18 protein-coding genes are annotated in these 17,472 nt (G+C 46.9%); 6 read left to right on the top strand and 12 right to left on the bottom strand.

Annotated features, from left to right (window positions below; all coding sequences use genetic code 11):
- Positions 1-57 precede the first annotated feature (57 nt).
- Complete coding sequence (gene katG / locus ACO0KZ_RS12090) at positions 58-2,280, top strand: catalase/peroxidase HPI (RefSeq protein ID WP_422995467.1); 2,223 nt, start codon at positions 58-60, stop codon at positions 2,278-2,280.
- A gap of 181 nt (positions 2,281-2,461) precedes the next feature.
- On the opposite strand, the gene ACO0KZ_RS12095 is transcribed toward katG, so the two are convergent.
- Positions 2,462-3,442 (bottom strand): Stealth CR1 domain-containing protein, encoded by a 981-nt coding sequence (locus tag ACO0KZ_RS12095; protein WP_422995469.1) that lies wholly within the window; start codon positions 3,440-3,442, stop codon positions 2,462-2,464.
- Positions 3,443-3,751: 309 nt separating this feature from the next.
- On the opposite strand from ACO0KZ_RS12095, the gene ACO0KZ_RS12100 reads away from it, so the two are divergent.
- Together ACO0KZ_RS12100 and ACO0KZ_RS12105 are read left to right on the top strand one after the other, a co-directional pair.
- Positions 3,752-4,453, top strand: coding sequence for a pirin family protein (locus ACO0KZ_RS12100; RefSeq protein WP_422995471.1), 702 nt, complete (start codon positions 3,752-3,754; stop codon positions 4,451-4,453).
- Positions 4,454-4,661: 208 nt separating this feature from the next.
- A complete protein-coding gene (locus ACO0KZ_RS12105) occupies positions 4,662-5,078 on the top strand; it encodes a DoxX family protein (RefSeq protein WP_422995473.1) in 417 nt (138 codons plus the stop codon).
- A gap of 113 nt (positions 5,079-5,191) precedes the next feature.
- On the opposite strand, the gene ACO0KZ_RS12110 is transcribed toward ACO0KZ_RS12105, so the two are convergent.
- The 5 genes from ACO0KZ_RS12110 to ACO0KZ_RS12130 all read right to left on the bottom strand — a co-directional run bounded on the left by ACO0KZ_RS12110 (position 5,192) and on the right by ACO0KZ_RS12130 (position 7,978).
- The gene (locus ACO0KZ_RS12110) at positions 5,192-5,578 is read right to left on the bottom strand and encodes a VOC family protein (RefSeq protein WP_422995475.1); all 387 of its coding nucleotides are present in this window, start codon (positions 5,576-5,578) and stop codon (positions 5,192-5,194) included.
- A 64-nt stretch (positions 5,579-5,642) separates the two neighbouring features.
- Complete coding sequence (locus ACO0KZ_RS12115) at positions 5,643-6,119, bottom strand: hypothetical protein (RefSeq protein ID WP_422995477.1); 477 nt, start codon at positions 6,117-6,119, stop codon at positions 5,643-5,645.
- Between the two features lie 205 nt (positions 6,120-6,324).
- Positions 6,325-6,852: a hypothetical protein gene (locus ACO0KZ_RS12120; RefSeq protein WP_422995479.1), complete on the bottom strand. Its 528-nt coding sequence runs from the start codon at positions 6,850-6,852 to the stop codon at positions 6,325-6,327.
- A gap of 2 nt (positions 6,853-6,854) precedes the next feature.
- Positions 6,855-7,400: a HEAT repeat domain-containing protein gene (locus ACO0KZ_RS12125; RefSeq protein ID WP_422995481.1), complete on the bottom strand. Its 546-nt coding sequence runs from the start codon at positions 7,398-7,400 to the stop codon at positions 6,855-6,857.
- Positions 7,401-7,501: 101 nt separating this feature from the next.
- Positions 7,502-7,978: a DUF695 domain-containing protein gene (locus ACO0KZ_RS12130; protein WP_422995483.1), complete on the bottom strand. Its 477-nt coding sequence runs from the start codon at positions 7,976-7,978 to the stop codon at positions 7,502-7,504.
- A 269-nt stretch (positions 7,979-8,247) separates the two neighbouring features.
- On the opposite strand from ACO0KZ_RS12130, the gene ACO0KZ_RS12135 reads away from it, so the two are divergent.
- Complete coding sequence (locus ACO0KZ_RS12135; protein WP_422995485.1) at positions 8,248-9,219, top strand: LysR family transcriptional regulator; 972 nt, start codon at positions 8,248-8,250, stop codon at positions 9,217-9,219.
- Positions 9,220-9,487: 268 nt separating this feature from the next.
- On the opposite strand, the gene ACO0KZ_RS12140 is transcribed toward ACO0KZ_RS12135, so the two are convergent.
- Together ACO0KZ_RS12140 and grxD are read right to left on the bottom strand one after the other, a co-directional pair.
- Positions 9,488-10,081 (bottom strand): UbiX family flavin prenyltransferase, encoded by a 594-nt coding sequence (locus ACO0KZ_RS12140; RefSeq protein ID WP_422995487.1) that lies wholly within the window; start codon positions 10,079-10,081, stop codon positions 9,488-9,490.
- Positions 10,082-10,105: 24 nt separating this feature from the next.
- Complete coding sequence (grxD, locus tag ACO0KZ_RS12145) at positions 10,106-10,417, bottom strand: Grx4 family monothiol glutaredoxin (protein WP_422995489.1); 312 nt, start codon at positions 10,415-10,417, stop codon at positions 10,106-10,108.
- A 412-nt stretch (positions 10,418-10,829) separates the two neighbouring features.
- Here grxD and ACO0KZ_RS12150 point away from each other — a divergent pair, with 412 nt between their 5' ends.
- Together ACO0KZ_RS12150 and ACO0KZ_RS12155 are read left to right on the top strand one after the other, a co-directional pair.
- A complete protein-coding gene (locus ACO0KZ_RS12150) occupies positions 10,830-11,255 on the top strand; it encodes a DUF2141 domain-containing protein (protein ID WP_422995491.1) in 426 nt (141 codons plus the stop codon).
- Between the two features lie 11 nt (positions 11,256-11,266).
- Positions 11,267-12,787 carry a carotenoid oxygenase family protein gene (locus ACO0KZ_RS12155; RefSeq protein WP_422995493.1) on the top strand — a complete coding sequence of 507 codons (1,521 nt, stop codon included), beginning with the start codon at positions 11,267-11,269 and terminating at the stop codon, positions 12,785-12,787.
- 86 nt (positions 12,788-12,873) lie between these two features.
- Here ACO0KZ_RS12155 and ACO0KZ_RS12160 read toward each other — a convergent pair whose 3' ends face one another.
- The 4 genes from ACO0KZ_RS12160 to ACO0KZ_RS12175 all read right to left on the bottom strand — a co-directional run bounded on the left by ACO0KZ_RS12160 (position 12,874) and on the right by ACO0KZ_RS12175 (position 17,275).
- Positions 12,874-15,231, bottom strand: a complete 2,358-nt coding sequence (locus ACO0KZ_RS12160) for a Tex family protein (protein WP_422995495.1) — start codon at positions 15,229-15,231, stop codon at positions 12,874-12,876.
- A 264-nt stretch (positions 15,232-15,495) separates the two neighbouring features.
- Complete coding sequence (locus ACO0KZ_RS12165; RefSeq protein WP_422995497.1) at positions 15,496-15,918, bottom strand: GNAT family N-acetyltransferase; 423 nt, start codon at positions 15,916-15,918, stop codon at positions 15,496-15,498.
- A gap of 20 nt (positions 15,919-15,938) precedes the next feature.
- The gene (gene prmC / locus ACO0KZ_RS12170; RefSeq protein ID WP_422995499.1) at positions 15,939-16,775 is read right to left on the bottom strand and encodes a peptide chain release factor N(5)-glutamine methyltransferase; all 837 of its coding nucleotides are present in this window, start codon (positions 16,773-16,775) and stop codon (positions 15,939-15,941) included.
- The gene (locus ACO0KZ_RS12175) at positions 16,772-17,275 is read right to left on the bottom strand and encodes a disulfide bond formation protein B (protein ID WP_422995501.1); all 504 of its coding nucleotides are present in this window, start codon (positions 17,273-17,275) and stop codon (positions 16,772-16,774) included. Before ACO0KZ_RS12175 ends, prmC begins: the two co-directional genes overlap by 4 nt.
- Positions 17,276-17,472 lie beyond the last annotated feature (197 nt).

Below are 17,472 nucleotides of genomic sequence, written 5' to 3' on the forward strand. Positions count from 1 at the left end.
ATCGCAGTTCCAAATTTGTTGTTGAACTTACTTTAGAGCTTATTACAGGAGATTGATATGTCGAACGAAGCTAAATGCCCTTTCAACCATGGCGCAGCAAAACACGCAGTTGCCGCAGGCGCACCGACGAATGCTAGTTGGTGGCCGAATCAACTAAAATTAAATATTTTGCACCAGCATTCACCCAAGTCGAATCCTATGGGAGAAGATTTTGATTATGCGACAGAATTCAAGTCGCTGGATCTGAATGCAGTGGTGGACGATCTCAAAGTATTGATGACCGATTCGCAAGACTGGTGGCCAGCCGATTGGGGACACTACGGCGGCTTGATGATACGCATGGCATGGCATGCAGCGGGTACTTATCGCGTGTCCGATGGTCGCGGCGGTGCAGGTACAGGCAATCAACGTTTTGCCCCTTTGAATAGCTGGCCAGATAACGGCAATCTCGATAAGGCACGTCGTTTGTTATGGCCCATTAAACAGAAATACGGTCGCAAGATTTCATGGGCAGATTTGTTCATTTTAGCCGGCAATGTCGCCCTAGAATCCATGGGCTTTAAGACCTTTGGTTTCGCTGGCGGTCGTGAAGACATCTATCAACCAGAGGATGATATCTACTGGGGTTCAGAAACAGAATGGCTCGCAACCAGTGACAAAGCAAATAGTCGTTATGCTGGCTCAGTCGCAGGCTCACGTGACTTAGAAAACCCTTTGGCAGCGGTGCAAATGGGTTTGATTTATGTGAATCCAGAAGGCCCGGATGGCAATCCTGATCCAGTCGCTTCTGGTCGTGATGTACGTGAAACTTTTGCACGTATGGCGATGAACGATGAAGAAACGGTGGCTCTGGTGGCGGGCGGTCATACATTTGGTAAAGCGCACGGCGCCGGCGATCCAACTTTGGTTGGTCCAGAACCAGAAGCGGCAGGCATAGAAGAGCAGGGCTTGGGTTGGATCAATAAGTTCGGTTCCGGCAAAGGTGTACACACAACGACGAGCGGTATTGAAGGTGCGTGGAAACCCAATCCTACGACGTGGGACAACGGCTATTTCGATATGCTGTTCGGCTACGAATGGGAATTGACCAAGAGCCCGGCAGGCGCGAAACAATGGGTGGCGAAAGACTGCAAACCTGAGCATTTGATTCCTGATGCACATGACGCTAGCAAGAAACATCCGCCGATGATGACGACTGCAGATCTATCTTTGCGACATGACCCCGCTTACGAAAAAATTGCACGTCGTTTCCATCAAAATCCTGCCGAATTTGCAGACGCCTTTGCGCGTGCTTGGTTCAAATTGACGCACCGTGACATGGGACCCGTTGCGCGTTATTTAGGTGCCTTGGTTCCAAGCGAAACGCTGATTTGGCAAGATCCGATTCCTGCTGTGAATCATGCTGTAGTAGATGCAAACGATATCGCTGAATTGAAAGCGAAAGTGTTGGCATCAGGCCTGAGTATTTCTCAATTGGTTAACACGGCATGGTCATCTGCATCGACTTTCCGTGGCAGTGATAAACGTGGCGGTGCGAATGGTGCGCGTATCCGTTTGTCACCACAACGTGATTGGGAAGCGAATCAGCCATTGGAATCAAATAAAGTGTTAGCGAGTTTAGAAGCAATTCAGCAAGAATTCAATGCGGCGCAATCCAGTGGTAAGAAAATCTCTTTGGCGGATTTAATCGTCTTGGCTGGTGCAGCGGCAATTGAGGCGGCAGCGAAAAAAGCGGGACAAGATGTACAAGTTCCATTCGCTCCAGGACGTATGGATGCATCGCAAGAGCAAACGGATGTTGAATCATTCGCGGTACTAGAGCCAGCAGCTGACGGTTTCCGTAACTATGTGCGTGCTGGTTTAGAGAAGCATGCAGCAGAGCTACTGATCGATAAAGCGCAATTGCTGAATTTAAGCGCACCAGAAATGACGGTGTTGGTCGGTGGTTTGCGATCTTTAAATGCAAACACAGGCAAGACTCAGCACGGTGTCCTCACTCTGCGTCCAGAAACCTTGAGCAATGATTTCTTCGTTAATCTGCTGGACATGAGCACCAAGTGGCAGCCATCAAGTACTGCAGGCGTGCTCGAAGGCCGTGATCGTCAAAGCGGCGCAGTGAAGTGGACAGGCACCACGGTCGATCTGGTGTTCGGTTCTAATTCACAATTACGTGCTTTGGCCGAAGTGTACGCAAGTGGCGATGCGCAGCAAAAGTTTGTGAATGATTTCATCGCGGCTTGGAATAAAGTGATGAATGCAGATCGTTTTGATTTGGTGTGATTGAAGTAGTGGAGAAGACCGAAAAGTAGGGCGGGTGCAACCCGCGCCGCCAGAACGTGGAGCACCCCAGTCCGACCTATGTGGGGCGCGGGTTGTACCCGCCCTACAAATCCTAAGATCTGCAAAGCCCGGCATATCGAGAAAGTCCAAACTATATTGCCGGGCTTCGCTTTACTCAGCGTTAAGCTACGCTGGTAGTTTCAAACTGTGAAGGCAATGGCAACAATCGTTCCAAGGTCTCTCGAATTCTCAACAACTGCGGATCATCCGACGCCGCATTATCGCTGGTGTCATTGATGCAGAAAAAAACCAGTTCACCAAAGCGTTCGCTTAAATCAGTAAACTGTTGTTCGGCATCGCTATCTCCACTGCAGATGTAGCGATACTCAATTTCTCGCAAGTAGGCGAGGCCCCGATGCAACATCCAACGTGGCACTAGATCGGGCACGATAGGTGGCCGCTGCCAATCGCGAAACACGGTTTGCCTGACTTGTTCAAATAGATCCGGCGCTTCCTTTTCTAGCTCTAACAACACGCTTTTCAGCATAGGGCGCGGTGCGTGCGCAAAGATGCGATGCACGTGTTGGTAGAGCGGATAACGTTGTTGTAACCAATGCTTGGACAAAATAGACGCATTGACCAAGGCGGTCTCATCTTTTTGCAACGTGCCGTAATCAGGGACTTGCTCTTGTTCCTTAAACACAGCAACACCATGTTGTCCAAACCAGCTCTCCACATTAACAGGCGCACCAAAAAAGACATCGTCATTCAGATAGATAAATCGTTCTGATAAACCAGGTATGTGATGCAAATACGATTCAATATGACCCGAATCGAACACGGGTAATGCGGTGCTAGGAATAATACTGGCGTGATCGATTAGCGTAATACTTTCACCTTGTCTCAACCAATCTGGCGTCTGACCGTCAGTGACCAGATAGATATGCCCATGCTCAGGAAAAAATTTTTCCAAGGCACGCAGATTAAATCGCAATTCTTGATTGTCACGATAACGTCCAGCGACATCGCCATATACCGCCAGTTTTTTGCGCTCGACATCAGTGGAGTTAAGAATCGCATCCTGCCGTTTGGCGAACCACACCGGATCTGCGCCGTCCACCCACAGGTAGACGATATCTATTTTTTCTTTGGTTTGATTCACAGTGTGCGGTGGGGCAAAGGAGTCATCATGTAAGCAGCATGGCAGCTTAGACGATTTATGCAAGGGTTTATTTAATTTATAGCATTGTGCTTGAGCCTGCACTTTACCTGAAAAAGAGAAATGCAGTTGGTAATGAGTGTATTTCGGCAATACGCCAGCGTCTCAGCCAGTTGCATTCAAAAAATTTGAATGACGTCATCAAATTCATTCAGTCTATATGCGCTTCGCTAAGCGCATAATCTCTTCCATCGCATCACGTGATTGCCAGATAATCAGGATGCCTTAATTTAATTCAACAGGAGAGAAAAAATGCTGACTTTAAGAAAATCTCAAGATCGCGGACATGCTGATCACGGCTGGTTGAAAAGCCAGCATAGCTTTTCATTCGCTAATTACTATGACCCAGACCATACTGGCTGGGGCAATCTCTTAGTGATTAACGAAGACCGCATCGCACCAGGCACAGGTTTTGGCACCCATGGCCATCGTGACATGGAAATAATCAGCTACGTATTATCTGGCGAGCTCGCCCATAAAGACAGCATGGGGAATATCAAAGGAATTCCACCTGGTGACGTGCAACGCATGAGCGCAGGTACCGGTGTGCGTCATAGCGAATTCAATCATGCGGATGGACAGCAAACACATTTTCTGCAGATTTGGATACAGCCAAATCGTCAAGGTGTGGAGCCTGGCTATGAACAAAAAACTATACCACCAGCGAGCAAACGCGGCGCACTGGCATTAGTGGCATCACCGGACGGTGCGGGTGATTCCGTATCAATGACAGCGGATGCCGCTTTGTATGCAGGTTTGTTTGATGGCGATGAACAAGCAGAACTGACGCTCAATCCTGCTCGTAAAGCCTATGTGCATTTGATTCGTGGCGAGTTGGAAGTGAATGGGCAACGCTTGAGTGGTGGTGATGCCTTACGCATAGAAAATGAAAGCCATCTAAGGTTTAGCAATGGTCACGATGCAGAAGTCTTGGTGTTTGATTTAGCCGCTTAGATTTTGTAGGGCGGGTGAAACCCGCGCCGCACATAGGTCGATCAAGCTTGCACTACAGTTTGGCGGCGCGGGTTGCACCCGTCCTACAATTTCGCAGCTTTAACTTAATGGCAGTGGTGGTTCATTTAGGCTCTCACCAGAATAAATGCACAAAAAAAATCACATCAATAATACAGAAATATCGATATCAATTTAAAAGGAATTCACCATGTTTACGCAATTACAAAATCCATTCTCACTAGTCGCCCGATTATTACTCGCAGCACTATTTTTACCAGCAGGCATCGCCAAACTCACCGGCTTTGAAGGCACGGTAGGCTATATCACTTCAGTTGGATTGCCTGCGCCAACGCTGGCCGCTGCTGCCGCTTTGATACTCGAAATCGCGGGTGGCATTGCACTGATCATAGGTTTAGGCACACGCTTCGCAGCACTCGCCTTAGCCTTTTTCACCTTGGTAGCATCGTTCATTTTTCACGCGTATTGGGCAGTACCAGCGGACCAAGCTTATGTAACGCAATTACTATTCTTTAAAAATATAGCAGTAGCGGGTGGATTGATGGCATTGGCAGCGTTTGGTGCTGGCGGCTGGAGTTTGGATGCACATCGCAGTGCAAGTGCATAATATTGAATTGAATGTTGAGTCGCTTTCCTGATTATCATTTCTGGAAAGCGAGTCATTGAAAATGCCAATCACTGAACAGTTCTGGCACTTAAAGAAAAAATTGCCTACCTATTTCATCGACCTTCTGGCGGTTCCCAAAGTTCAACCTTGTTTCCTTCCGGATCGATCACCCAGGCGAACTTACCGTACTCAGATTCGTCAATTTTATCAAGCACATTGCAGCCTTCTTCCTTCAACAGCTTGACCAAAGCATGCAAGTCTTGCACCCGATAGTTGATCATAAAAGGCGCAGAACTAGGCGCAAAATAATCGCTTTCTTGCGGATTGATTGACCATGCGGTCGTACCCGCTACGGGTTTGCCATCCTCATTTGTCCAATCAAAGGCAGCACCGCCCCAAGTTTGAACGTCAATGCCGAGGTGCTTCTTATACCAAGCGTGCATTGCAGGCGCATCCTTAGCCTTGAAAAAGATACCGCCTATGCCAGTGACTCGTTTCATATGATTTCCTTAGTGTGGTGGGTGGGACTGTTATTTGAAACATAAATCGGTAGTACTTCCGTATTCATGGCGGATTGATATCGTCGTGCGTGAGTGGAAAACGAAAAATTCGAATTGGTACAGGATTCGGCAGTTCTCCATAAGTGAGTTCGCCATTGACTATGCTTTGCTTCCACACCTTGTTACTTTCAATGGAGACTTCTATGGAATCAATTGTGCTCTTTAAAGTGATTTTAGGTACGGGTTCTTTATACCAATTGATCCAATTGGTGACGCTTTCCGATGCATCAGGATAGGACTTGGTGTCGATTGCGGCCTTATAGAGAAGCTCACCTTTCTTATTAAAGACCACCAGATGATACGGATTCCAAACTTTTATATTTGATATCCCAACAATGTAGTTTGAGTCAGGCGTAGCCCAAATCACCGTCAATGCTGGAACAGGTGATTTGAACAGAATGTTTCCTGACTTTTTATCAGATACTTGAATGTAAGAATAAGTGTTCAGGCTGCTGAACGGGTTCTTATCAGTACTAATCATCGCCCATCTGGCATCTCTATTTTTCTTGGTAGACCAATCATGCCAATGGACGATACTGATGTCGGACGTTTCGAATTGAATTTTTTTGATCTCGGTGTATCCAACTGAATCACACCAAGCGGGTGCGCAATTAGCGAAAAAAAGAAAGACTATGCAAATTAATCTGAAGTAGTTCATGAACGCTTTGATGATGAGTTAAGTGGTTTCATTTCTTAAGGATGGTGAACTGTTTTTCATTGTCATACCCAGAAACGCCGACTTGATAGTTTTTCAAACATACCAATCCCAATAGCAATGGAGGCAGGGTGGTGATAAAAGTTAAATCTTCAAATACGAGTGGAAAGTCAGTATGTGGATTAGGTGTATGAACATATAGCGCGTCCGAACCTGGATCTGATGGATTGATAGAAACAAAGATTTGAAAGGGTTCTTCTTGTTTTGTGAGTTCGTTGCGTACCTTGGAAAAAGCTCTCATTAATGGTCGGATATGTTTTCGGTGCTCTAATCTACTCTGTTCACCTCGACTATCCCAGTCAAAGTGCTGGTGCCAATGATTACACCAGTTTTCACCAGAGATATCGACACGAAGCGTGCGAGCTTTTTTCCAAAGCTCTCGCCAATACTTGAGATCATCTTTTCTTTTGTGCATAGATTTACCGTAAGCCTGTCGTGTGATGGGAATCCGTGTTTGCTCGCGGGATGGATAATATCGTTGCTTCTCTAACGAAAGCATATTTATTCATTTCCTTTATTTCTGTCTAAAGTCTTTAGGGCTTTTCTTGCTGCTGTCGACACGAGTCCATCAAACGTCGTTTTTTCATGATCTGTGAGGACAAGATGCTCTAAGATTTCGCTGGCTTCATTGAAATTTGAAGAACCTATTCCTCGCGCTGCGTAATACCTAACATTTGGATTTTCTGATAATACGCACTGTTTAAGTGAGTTAAAACCAGCTTCGCCCATTTGAGCTAACGCATTCGCTATAAAACAAGGACGTTCAAGCTGGGTACTTTTTAAGGCGCGAAATAATATTGCCACGGATTCGGCACCACCTATGTGTGATAGCAAATTTGATGCCGCTTCCACGACATGCTCATTGTTGTCGTTTATAAGTATCGCTGCTAACTTGATTGATTGTTGGGATGCAAAGCGATTAAGCTTTTCTATGGCAAGTACTCGAACGTACCCGTCGGGATGAGGTAAAAACTCCCAAATGTCGGTTTCTGTGTTTGCGCTCTCAAGCGCTTTAAGTGCTGCATGGCGTTCTGTATTGTCGATCATGTTGACTTGTTAAATTTAAAGTGAATGGCTCGCGCCTCGAAAAAATATGAAGAAACGCCAATTTGCACGCGCTTCTCGAAAAAACCAATTATCAATCAACTTCATTCGCGGACACCTGTTCTAAATTTTTCATACACGCTCCATGTAGGGTCGGCTGCTGTATGTATGTCAATTGGGAATGCGGCTTTTTTCGCAAGAGCTTTGTTTAGCCTAGAGAAAAATTCTTTCTCAGACTTTACGTAATAAGTCCACTCACGTAAATTTTCTCCTGTCGATACAAGCGCTAAGGTCGCAAGGCTATCTTTTTCCAAAATAGGCTGCAAGGCATCTTCCATAGCATCCATTTGTTGGCGCTCTGCCATCGATGGCATCCCTTTTTCTGATTGATATTTCCATGCGATTATTATTCGATTGGGTTGACTATTTCGATCGAAGCCAGAAGCAAATTTCGAAACATAGCGAAATATGATTACTCTACCGTTACTTTTATTCGATGAAGTGGCCGTTGACCATTCTTGTGCTAATGCCGCTGTACCCAAAAAACAGCCTATTAATAGGAGAAGAAGCTTACTTTTCATTAGATAAATAACTTGTCTTGAGCAGAAAAATCGAAGTTAACATATTCGTAAAATAATAACAATAAAGTTTTACGTCTTTGAGATCCGCATCGGACTTTGCCGAACGCTCTTGTTTCTAGAATCCTCTGTATAACAGAATCGACCAAAGAGATACTAGTCTGATTTCACTTGCCTCTTCATTTCCTCACATCACACCAAAGCAAAACAAAACCTAACGCCCCCTCAAATTCAATGGCATCATTCAAATAATTCGAATCAAACACACCACCATGAACACAAACACACCACGCGATGTTTTAACGCCGGCCTCACTATCCATGTTACAGGTGATAGCCGAAACGGGCAGTTTTGCTGCGGCGGCGCGTAGCTTGAATATGGTGCCTAGTGCGCTGACTTATAGAGTTCGACAAATTGAAGATGCGTTGGATGTTTTGCTGTTTGATCGTAGTTCGCGGCAGGCGCGCTTGACTGAGGCTGGGGCGGAGTTGTTGCGTGAGGGACAGAATTTATTGGTGGAAGTGGATGCGATTGCGAATCGGGTGAAGCGGGTGGCGACCGGTTGGGAGCCGCAATTGACGATTGCGATTGATAGCATTATTGATCGCAGTACGGTGATGGAGTTGTGCGAGCATTTTTTTAAACTGAATCCACCGACTAAATTGAAACTGAGGGCCGAAACTTTATCCGGCACTTTGGAAGCCTTGATTTCAGGGCAGGCCGATTTGTCTATCGGTGCGGTGATGGATGCACATGCCAAAGGTGGTTTGCAACGCGAGTTATTGGGTAGTGTTTATTTTGCGTTTGCGGTGGCACCGCATCATGCTTTGGCACAAGCGCGTGAACCTTTGTCAGATCAAACGATACGTGCACACCGGGCAGTCGCGATTGCGGATAGCGTGCAGCGTGGCGCGAGTATGTCGATAGGTTTGTTGAGCGGACAAGATGTATTCACGGTCGCTGATTTGCCAGCGAAACTGGATGCCCAGGTGCGCGGTTTGGGCGTGGGATTCTTACCGACTTGTGTCGCGCAGTCTTATATTGATACGGGACGCTTGGTAGAGAAAAAAGTCGAGAGGGCGCAGCAGCGCGTGCAAAGTTATTATGTGTGGCGGCAATCAACTAAGTTGCAGCAAGGGCGGGCTTTGCAATGGTGGTTGGATCAATTGCAGTCACCGGTGACAAGGGCTGCTTTATTGGGTGTGCATTTACCCTCTCCCGCAAGCGGGAGAGGGCTAGGGTGAGGGTAGTTCAGAGATAGCAAAGTGCTTGAATGGAAAAATAAAACAAAAAATGACGTATGTATGGGTTCTATGGGTTTAAAGATGTTCCTCACATCTGACAAACCCTCATCCCCAGCCCTTCTCCCGCTTGCGGGAGAAGGGAGTTTGAAACCTAGTTTAGCTAGAGAATTATTCCGAAAAATTGTGCCTGCCCAGGAGCGACAATTAATAGACTTGCGGCTCTTTGACTTATGCGAATTTTTACGCATATCGTGCTTTAATTGTCGCTTTAACTATCGCCTTTTAAACCAGCCCAGCGCGGTGCGAGTTGGTGTTCTATGCTGAACAGATCGAGCACTCTGGCTAGACTGTGATCGACCATTTCTTCTATCGTGGCAGGTCGGTGATAGAAGTTGGGGAGCGGTGGGAAGATGATGCCCCCCATTTCTGTTACGGCGGTCATGTTGCGCAGATGTGCCAGATTGAATGGGGTTTCTCTGACCATCAATACTAAGCGGCGGCGTTCTTTCAAAACCACATCGGCAGCGCGTGTGATCAGATTGTCGGCAAAGCCGTGTGCGACTGCTGCTAAGGTTTTCATGGAGCAGGGCGCGATAACCATACCATCTGATTGAAAAGAGCCGCTGGCGATGGTCGCGCCGACATCACGTACTGCATGCACGACGTGTGCCAACGCTTCGATGTCTTTGCGTTTTAGATCTAATTCTTGATGAATATTCAAAACCCCGGCATCCGAAATCAAGAGATGACTCTGTATGCCGGGCAGGTTTTGTAAATGCTGAAGCAGTCGCACGCCGTAGATAGCACCCGTCGCACCAGTAATGGCGACGATAATGCGTTTCTGTGCGAGTGGCGTGTTCATAGACTTGTCGTACTTGTGTAGCGCTTAGCCTTTGATCAGGGCTTGCAATTCGCCGCTTTCATACATTTCATTCATGATGTCTGAGCCGCCGATGAATTCGCCATTGACATACAACTGTGGCACTGTTGGCCAGTTTGCGTAGTCTTTGACACCTTGACGCACGACTGGGTCTTCTAATACGTTGATCGTGACGATATTTTCTGCGCCGCAGGCTTTCAATAATTGAATAGCACGACCAGAGAAACCACATTGTGGAAACTGTGCAGTACCCTTCATGAACAGCACAACAGGGTTAGTCGTTACGGTTTCTTTAATCCAAATTTGAACGTCGCTCATGATATTTCCTTAAAAGATAGATCGATGGCCGCCATTATAAAGGAAACTGAGAAAACCCTGCGTTGGCAGAAGAACTAGGTCGGATTGTCGTGATTGCTACCAAAAACATTGAGAGCGATGAAGTAGGGTGCGCCGTGCGCACCATGTTTAATTTCCTACCATCGGTTATCCTTGCTCAGCCATTGGTGCGCATGGCGCACCCTACGGGTTACCTCAGGCTTATTGAGGTAGGTGTGGTGTTTATGGAATTATCTAATTGCTATAGTAGTTTTCGTATCTGACTTTTTGTACGCAAAATTTCGCGTCTTACCAATACCATTGACGCCCAAAAGCCCTCGCTTCGTCGCAAAGAACACTCAGCGCCTATAGTCTTGACTACGATGCAGACCTACCCAATCACTCAGGAGGTTTTATGAAAATCGTATCAACATTCATTAGTTTTGCGGCTTTATGTTCCGCACTGGCAAGTGGTGCGGCATCGGCGGGCGATCTAAAAGTTGAAGTAAGTGGTATCACGGAAAATAAAGGTGAGGTCATGGTGGCGGTCTTTAATCAAAAAGGGCAATGGCTAAAACAGGCGCTTGTTAGTAAGAAAGTCAGTGCAAACGGTAATAAAGTTGTGGTGCAGTTTGATGGTCTGCCAGATGGTGACTATGCGATTTCTGCGGTGCATGATCTGAATAGCAATGGTCGTCTCGATAGCAACCCTATCGGCATGCCAACTGAACCGTATGGTTTTAGTAATGATGCCGTCGGTAATTTCGGGCCACCAAGCTTCGAGAGCGCCAAGATCACTTTGACTCAAGCGCCGCTTAGTATTAGCGTGCGTGTGAATTAAGGAGCCTCGCCATGAATCGCCGCCACTTCTTACAATCTTTCGGCGCTGCCGCAGCAACAGCAGCAACGTCGGTCGCAGTACCTGCTTGGGCGCAACAATCCGGTACCGAAAGCACTAGCTATCGACGTGCTCCTGAAATGTTCAAAGCGAATCCTAGGCTCACTTGCCTGCGCGGATTTCAAGGCCAGGATATTGGCTGTGATGGCGCATGGATAGAAGGTAAGCTACCAGCTGATTTGCGCGGTGACTTTTATCGCAATGGCCCTGGTGTGTTTGAACGTGGTGGGCAACGCTACCATCATTGGTTTGATGGAGATGGTTTGGTGCATGCATGGCGTTTTGGCGATAAAGGCGTGTCACATCAGGCACGCTTTGTACGTACTAAAAAATTCGTCGCAGAACAGCAGGCGGGTGAATTTTTGGTACCTGCTTTTGGTACTGCGATCAAACCAAAAATCCCTTTGCGCTCGTCAGACACGATGAATACGGCGAATACCAATGTCATTCGTATGGATGGGCGCTTGCTCGCTTTGTGGGAAGGTGGTTCTGCGCATGCGATGGATACACAAAATTTAGAAACCCAAGGTATCGTCAACTGGGCACACGAATTGGCCGGTATGCCGTTTTCTGCGCATCCAAAAATGGAAGCTGATGGCAGCTTGTGGAATTTCGGTACTATGATGGGAAAAATCGTTTTATACCATTTTTCACCACAGGGTAAATTGCTAAAGCATCGCATCATGAATGCGCCTAGTACCGCCATGGTGCATGATTTTGCCATCTCGCAAAAGCACATGATCTTCTTATTTTCACCTATCAGTTTGAACATGGATGCGGTTCGTTCTGGCAAGAGCATGGTCGATGCGATGGAGTGGAAAGCCAAGGACTCCGTCAAGATTATGATCGTTGAGAAAGCCGACTTCAGCCGATTCCGTATTTTAGAAATACCTGCCTTGATGGTGTTCCATTTTGGGAATGCTTGGGAGGAAAATAATGTGATTCATGTTGATTTTGTGAAGAGCGATAATCTGGATAATTTCCATACTTGGATGCCGAAAATTATGCTCGGTGAAGATGTGGTTTCTGAGCCATCAAGTCCTGCGTTTTTACAAATTGATTTGAATCGCAATAACGTTAGCTTGACTGAACGCAGCGAGAATTTAGAATTCCCGCGTGTTGATCCGCGCGTGGTCGGACAAAGAAATCGTTACATTTATTATCCGATTGCGGTAGAAAATTCCACCAATAATGCACTCAATGGTGTGATACGTTTGGATGTTGAAAGTGGCAAAACAGATAGCTTTAGTTTTGGTGCGAATTGCCGCTTGGAGGAGCATGTCGTCGTCCCTAAAGCTGGTTCGACAAAAGAGGGCGATGCATGGTTGGTGGGTGTCGGGTTTGATATTCCACGTCAAACCAGTTTTGCCAGCGTGTTTGATGCGCAGAATCTGGCGGCAGGACCGGTAGCACTGGCGCACTTACCGTATTGGTTGCCGCATTGTTTCCATGGGAATTTTTATGCAAGTAGCTGATCTGGGAATGTTGCTCGTCAATTGAAAAAAATCGGGCAAGCAGACTAAGTTCTGCTTGCCCGATTTCTTGTCATTTAAGTTTAAGACTAAGAACGCAATTTAGCAAAAGCCGATGCCATTGCACTATTCACTGGTGTTGCTGTTTGACTGTGTTGGCTTTGATTGCGGTGTTGATTCAATCGCTTCGCATCGTCCCTATCCGCACGTTGCTCGGGTTTGCTACCGGCTACTGGTGCTGAATCGGTCAGGCGCATCGTTAAAGCAATACGCTTACGTTTTTCATCGACTTCTAATACTTTGACTTTGACCACTTGGCCGGCTTTTACGACGGTGTGCGGGTCTTTGACGAATGTATTCGAGAGCGCTGAAATATGTACCAAACCATCCTGATGCACACCGATATCAACGAAGGCACCAAATGCCGCCACATTGGTAATCACGCCTTCTAGGATCATATCTGGACGTAAATCTCTGATCTCTTCGACGCCGTCTTTAAAAGTGGCAGTGGTGAATTCTGGGCGTGGATCGCGGCCTGGTTTTTCTAACTCTTTCAAAATATCGGAAATCGTTGGAATACCAAATTTTTCATCGGCATACTTGGCGGGGCTTATCGCTTTTAACAAACCAGTATCACCGATGATAGCCTTCACATCTTTCTTGATATCGGCAAGAATTTTTTCTACCAGTGGATAGGATTCAGGATGCACCGCAGATGCGTCGAGCGGATTGTCGCCGCCCATGACGCGCAAGAAGCCTGCTGCTTGCTCAAAAGTTTTGTCACCCAAGCGCGGCACAGAGCGCAATTCTGAACGTGATTTAAACATGCCTTTGGCATCGCGATAGTTCACGATACTTTGCGCGACACTACTGGACAAACCCGAGACGCGTGCCAGCAAAGGTGCGGAAGCGGTGTTAACGTCAACACCGACCGCATTCACGCAATCTTCGACGACCGCATCGAGTGATCGTGCCAATTGAGATTGACCCACGTCATGTTGATACTGACCAACGCCGATTGATTTTGGATCGATCTTGACTAACTCTGCCAAAGGATCTTGCAATCGGCGGGCGATAGAGACCGCGCCACGGATGGTGACATCCAGATCTGGTAATTCTTTAGAGGCAAATTCGGAGGCTGAATAGACAGACGCACCCGCTTCAGAGACCACGATCTTGGTCAGCTTTAATTCGGGTTTGAGCTTGATTAAGTCTTGCGCCAGTTTGTCGGTTTCGCGGGAGGCGGTACCATTGCCGATTGAGATCAGCGAGACATTATGTTTCGCTGCCAATTGCGCCAACACATGCAAAGATCCGTCCCAATCATTACGTGGTTGGTGCGGATAAATGGTCGCATACTCCACCACTTTGCCGGTCGCATCGACAATCGCGACTTTGACGCCAGTGCGTAGTCCAGGATCGAGACCCATGGTGGCGCGTGGGCCCGCAGGCGCTGCAAGCAAGAGTGCTTTTAGATTGCGGGCAAATACATTGATGGCTTCGACTTCGGCGGTCTCACGCAGATTCGTCATAAGCTCGGTATCGAGATGCATGAAGACTTTGACGCGCCATGCCCAACGCACTGTATCGCTCAACCATTTATCGGCAGCACGACCTTTATTACTGACACCGAAATGTGCTGCGATACGACTTTCGCAAGGATTCAAAGGCGCATCCCATTTTGGTTTTTCTTCTTCGGTATCGAGGCGTAAAGTCACCGTTAAAAATTCTTCGCGACGACCACGAAAGATTGCTAATGCACGATGTGAAGGGATCGTACCTAAAGTTTCTGAGTAAGCGAAGTAGTCGCTGAATTTCGCACCAGCTTCTTCTTTTCCCGCGACGACGGCTGTTTCAACGATGCCGTGATCGAGCAGATATTCGCGGATAGTATGCAGCAGTGTTGCGTCTTCGGCGAAACGCTCCATCAAGATTTGGCGTGCGCCATCCAGCGCGGCTTTGACATCGGCAACGCCCGGATTGTCGCCGTTCGCGGTGGAGAAGGCCGGTTTTAAATAGGCTTCTGCGACAGTTTCAGGAACTAAGTTCGGATCTGCTAATAAGGCGTCAGCAAGTGGTTGCAAACCTGCTTCAACCGCGATTTGTGCTTTGGTGCGGCGTTTTTGTTTGTAAGGTAAATACAAATCTTCTAAACGTGTTTTATCTTCAGCATGGTGAATCGCATCGAGCAAGACCGGTGTCATTTTGCCTTGTTCTTCAATCGAAGAAATAATCGCCGCGCGACGGTCTTCCAATTCACGCAAATAGCGCAAGCGTTCTTCTAATAAACGCAATTGCGTATCGTCCAGGCCGCCCGTGGCTTCTTTACGGTAACGGGAAATGAAAGGCACGGTCGCGCCTTCGTCCAAAAGTGCCACTGCGGCAGCAATTTGTACAGGTTTAGCGGCAAGTTCTACGGCAAGACGTTGTTCAATGGAAGGCAACATAGGTGGTAATAATCAATATAAAAAATTCAAAGTGAAATAAGCTGATCGCTAGGGTTGTTGCTCAATTAAGATGAGGTAAGCTAACTGAAGGTCAGCCCAAGCAGGTCAATCAGCCCGTGATCATACGCAATTTGCGCGTTTGTGCCAGTCTTGACAGATGAGAAAAAAGGGTAGTAGTGAGGGTTTTATCCCGTTAATTTCGTAAAAATGGAGGTATTTTTCTTAACGTCACTTAAAAATGCCCAACTCATCCCTAAATTGTTATTAATTAGAGTTCTTGTAAATATCTGGATAATTAATTTCCATCATGATTTCTGGCTTCCCTAGTGCTTGAAATCCCCATTTTTGATACAGACCACGTGCATTTGAGCTGGCCAACATAAAGCGCCGCAGACCTTGTAACTGCGGATGATCCATGATGTTTTGTATAAGCTGCTTGCTTAGGCCGCGACCTTGATATTCGGGCAAGACGAACACGTCCATCAGATAAGCAAAAGTCGCATAGTCGCTGACCACGCGGGCGAAGGCGATTTGCCGACCGTCCTCATAGCCGCCGAAACACAGCGAGTGTTGAATCGAAGTTTCCACCAGAGCTCTAGGAATATTGATGGCCCAAGTGCTTTCTTCAGAGAGGAATCGATGAATAAGCGTGATGTCCAGCTTCGCTCTGTCGTTTGAAATTTCCATGTCGTGTATTTTCTAAATACTCAATTGCCTAAGCGTCCACCGCTGACCCGCAAAATACCTGCTATGTCTGGCCAGCTTTGTACGTCCGTAAATCCAGCGGCTTTTAATAAGGCTTGCACCTCATCGCTTTGGTCATAGCCGTGTTCCATCAGCAGCCAGGCATTTTCGTGTAGGTATGGTGGCGCGCCGTCTATGATTTTGCGATAGGCAGATAGACCATCGCTATGATCAGTTAAGGCATCAATCGGCTCAAAGCGTAAATCACCCTGACTTAAATGAATATCGTCTTTGACGATATAGGGCGGATTGCTAACGATAGTGTGGAATTTTTGGGCGGGGATCGCACTATACCAGTCGCTTAAGTGGAATTGGATTTGCGTATTTGCTGCTAGTAGTTGAGTCGCATTAAATTTGGCGACAGAGAGTGCCGCAGGACTAATGTCGGCGGCATTGACCTTGATCTGTCGGTCTTGTGCTGCGATCGCAATCGCGATCGCACCTGAGCCAGTTCCTAAATCTAATAGATGGCCGGCGTTCGCCGTACGCTCCAGCGCCAATTCGACTAATAGTTCGGTATCAGGTCTGGGAATCAAAACATCCGGCGTGACTTTGAAAGTTAGTCCGAAAAATTCGCGCTGCCCCAACAAGTAGGCGATAGGCTCGCCTGCTAGCCGTTGCGTGGTCAAGTGATTTAACTGTTCTAGCTGTTCATCATTCAAGTACAACTCGGATTGCGTAATTAATTGCACCCTGGTGTAGCCAGTCACATGACACAGCAACATACGTGCTTCTAAAGGTTCGAGTGGTGATATTGCCTGAACCTGTGCGATTGTGCATGGCGAACTAAAAATACTCATCCGCGGATTTTGCCAAAGAAAACGCGTTCTTTTTTCTTACTAATGATCAAAGCAAAAGAAGCGAAGATAAATACGAGAAACCAAGTCAATGCCCATGCCGGGATGGATAAGCCTAAGATAGGATCATAAGGCGTCTCGCATAAACCATTGGCTTTGAACATCACTGGGAAAAGTTGGGCAATGAAGAAACTATTCATGGGGCCTGAAAGCGGATCCGCGCCACAAGAGCCCATAGGTTGGGCGATTGCCCATAACTGATAACCCGCGACACCTGCGCCAATCAAACCGAAAACCGCACTGGCAGCCATGCTTTTACGTTGCAGATTTGGGAATATCAAAGCAAATACGCAAGCTAAGGCGATTAAAGCGAATGCATAGCGCTGCATGACACAAAGGGGGCATGGCAGCATATCGAGCACCAATTGCAAATACAAGGCAAAGCCGAGCAGACCGCTACAAGCGAGAATAATCAATATCAGAGCGGCTTTGGTACGATTCATGGCAATAGTCTTTACTTTTGAGATGCGTTAAAAAATGCGTTAAAAATCTAAAAAACGGCGTTACGCCATCGAGGACGTAAGGATACTAGAGATACCTGATTTGTTGCATGTGCAGGTCGAAAAAAACTAAATCTTGTTGATCATGACCTTTAAATCATCAGAAAGTTCCTGCTCGCGTGTCTGGCACAAGAATCAGA

It is taken from the genome of Undibacterium sp. Di24W, assembly GCF_049340325.1.
GTDB lineage: Bacteria > Pseudomonadota > Gammaproteobacteria > Burkholderiales > Burkholderiaceae_D > Undibacterium.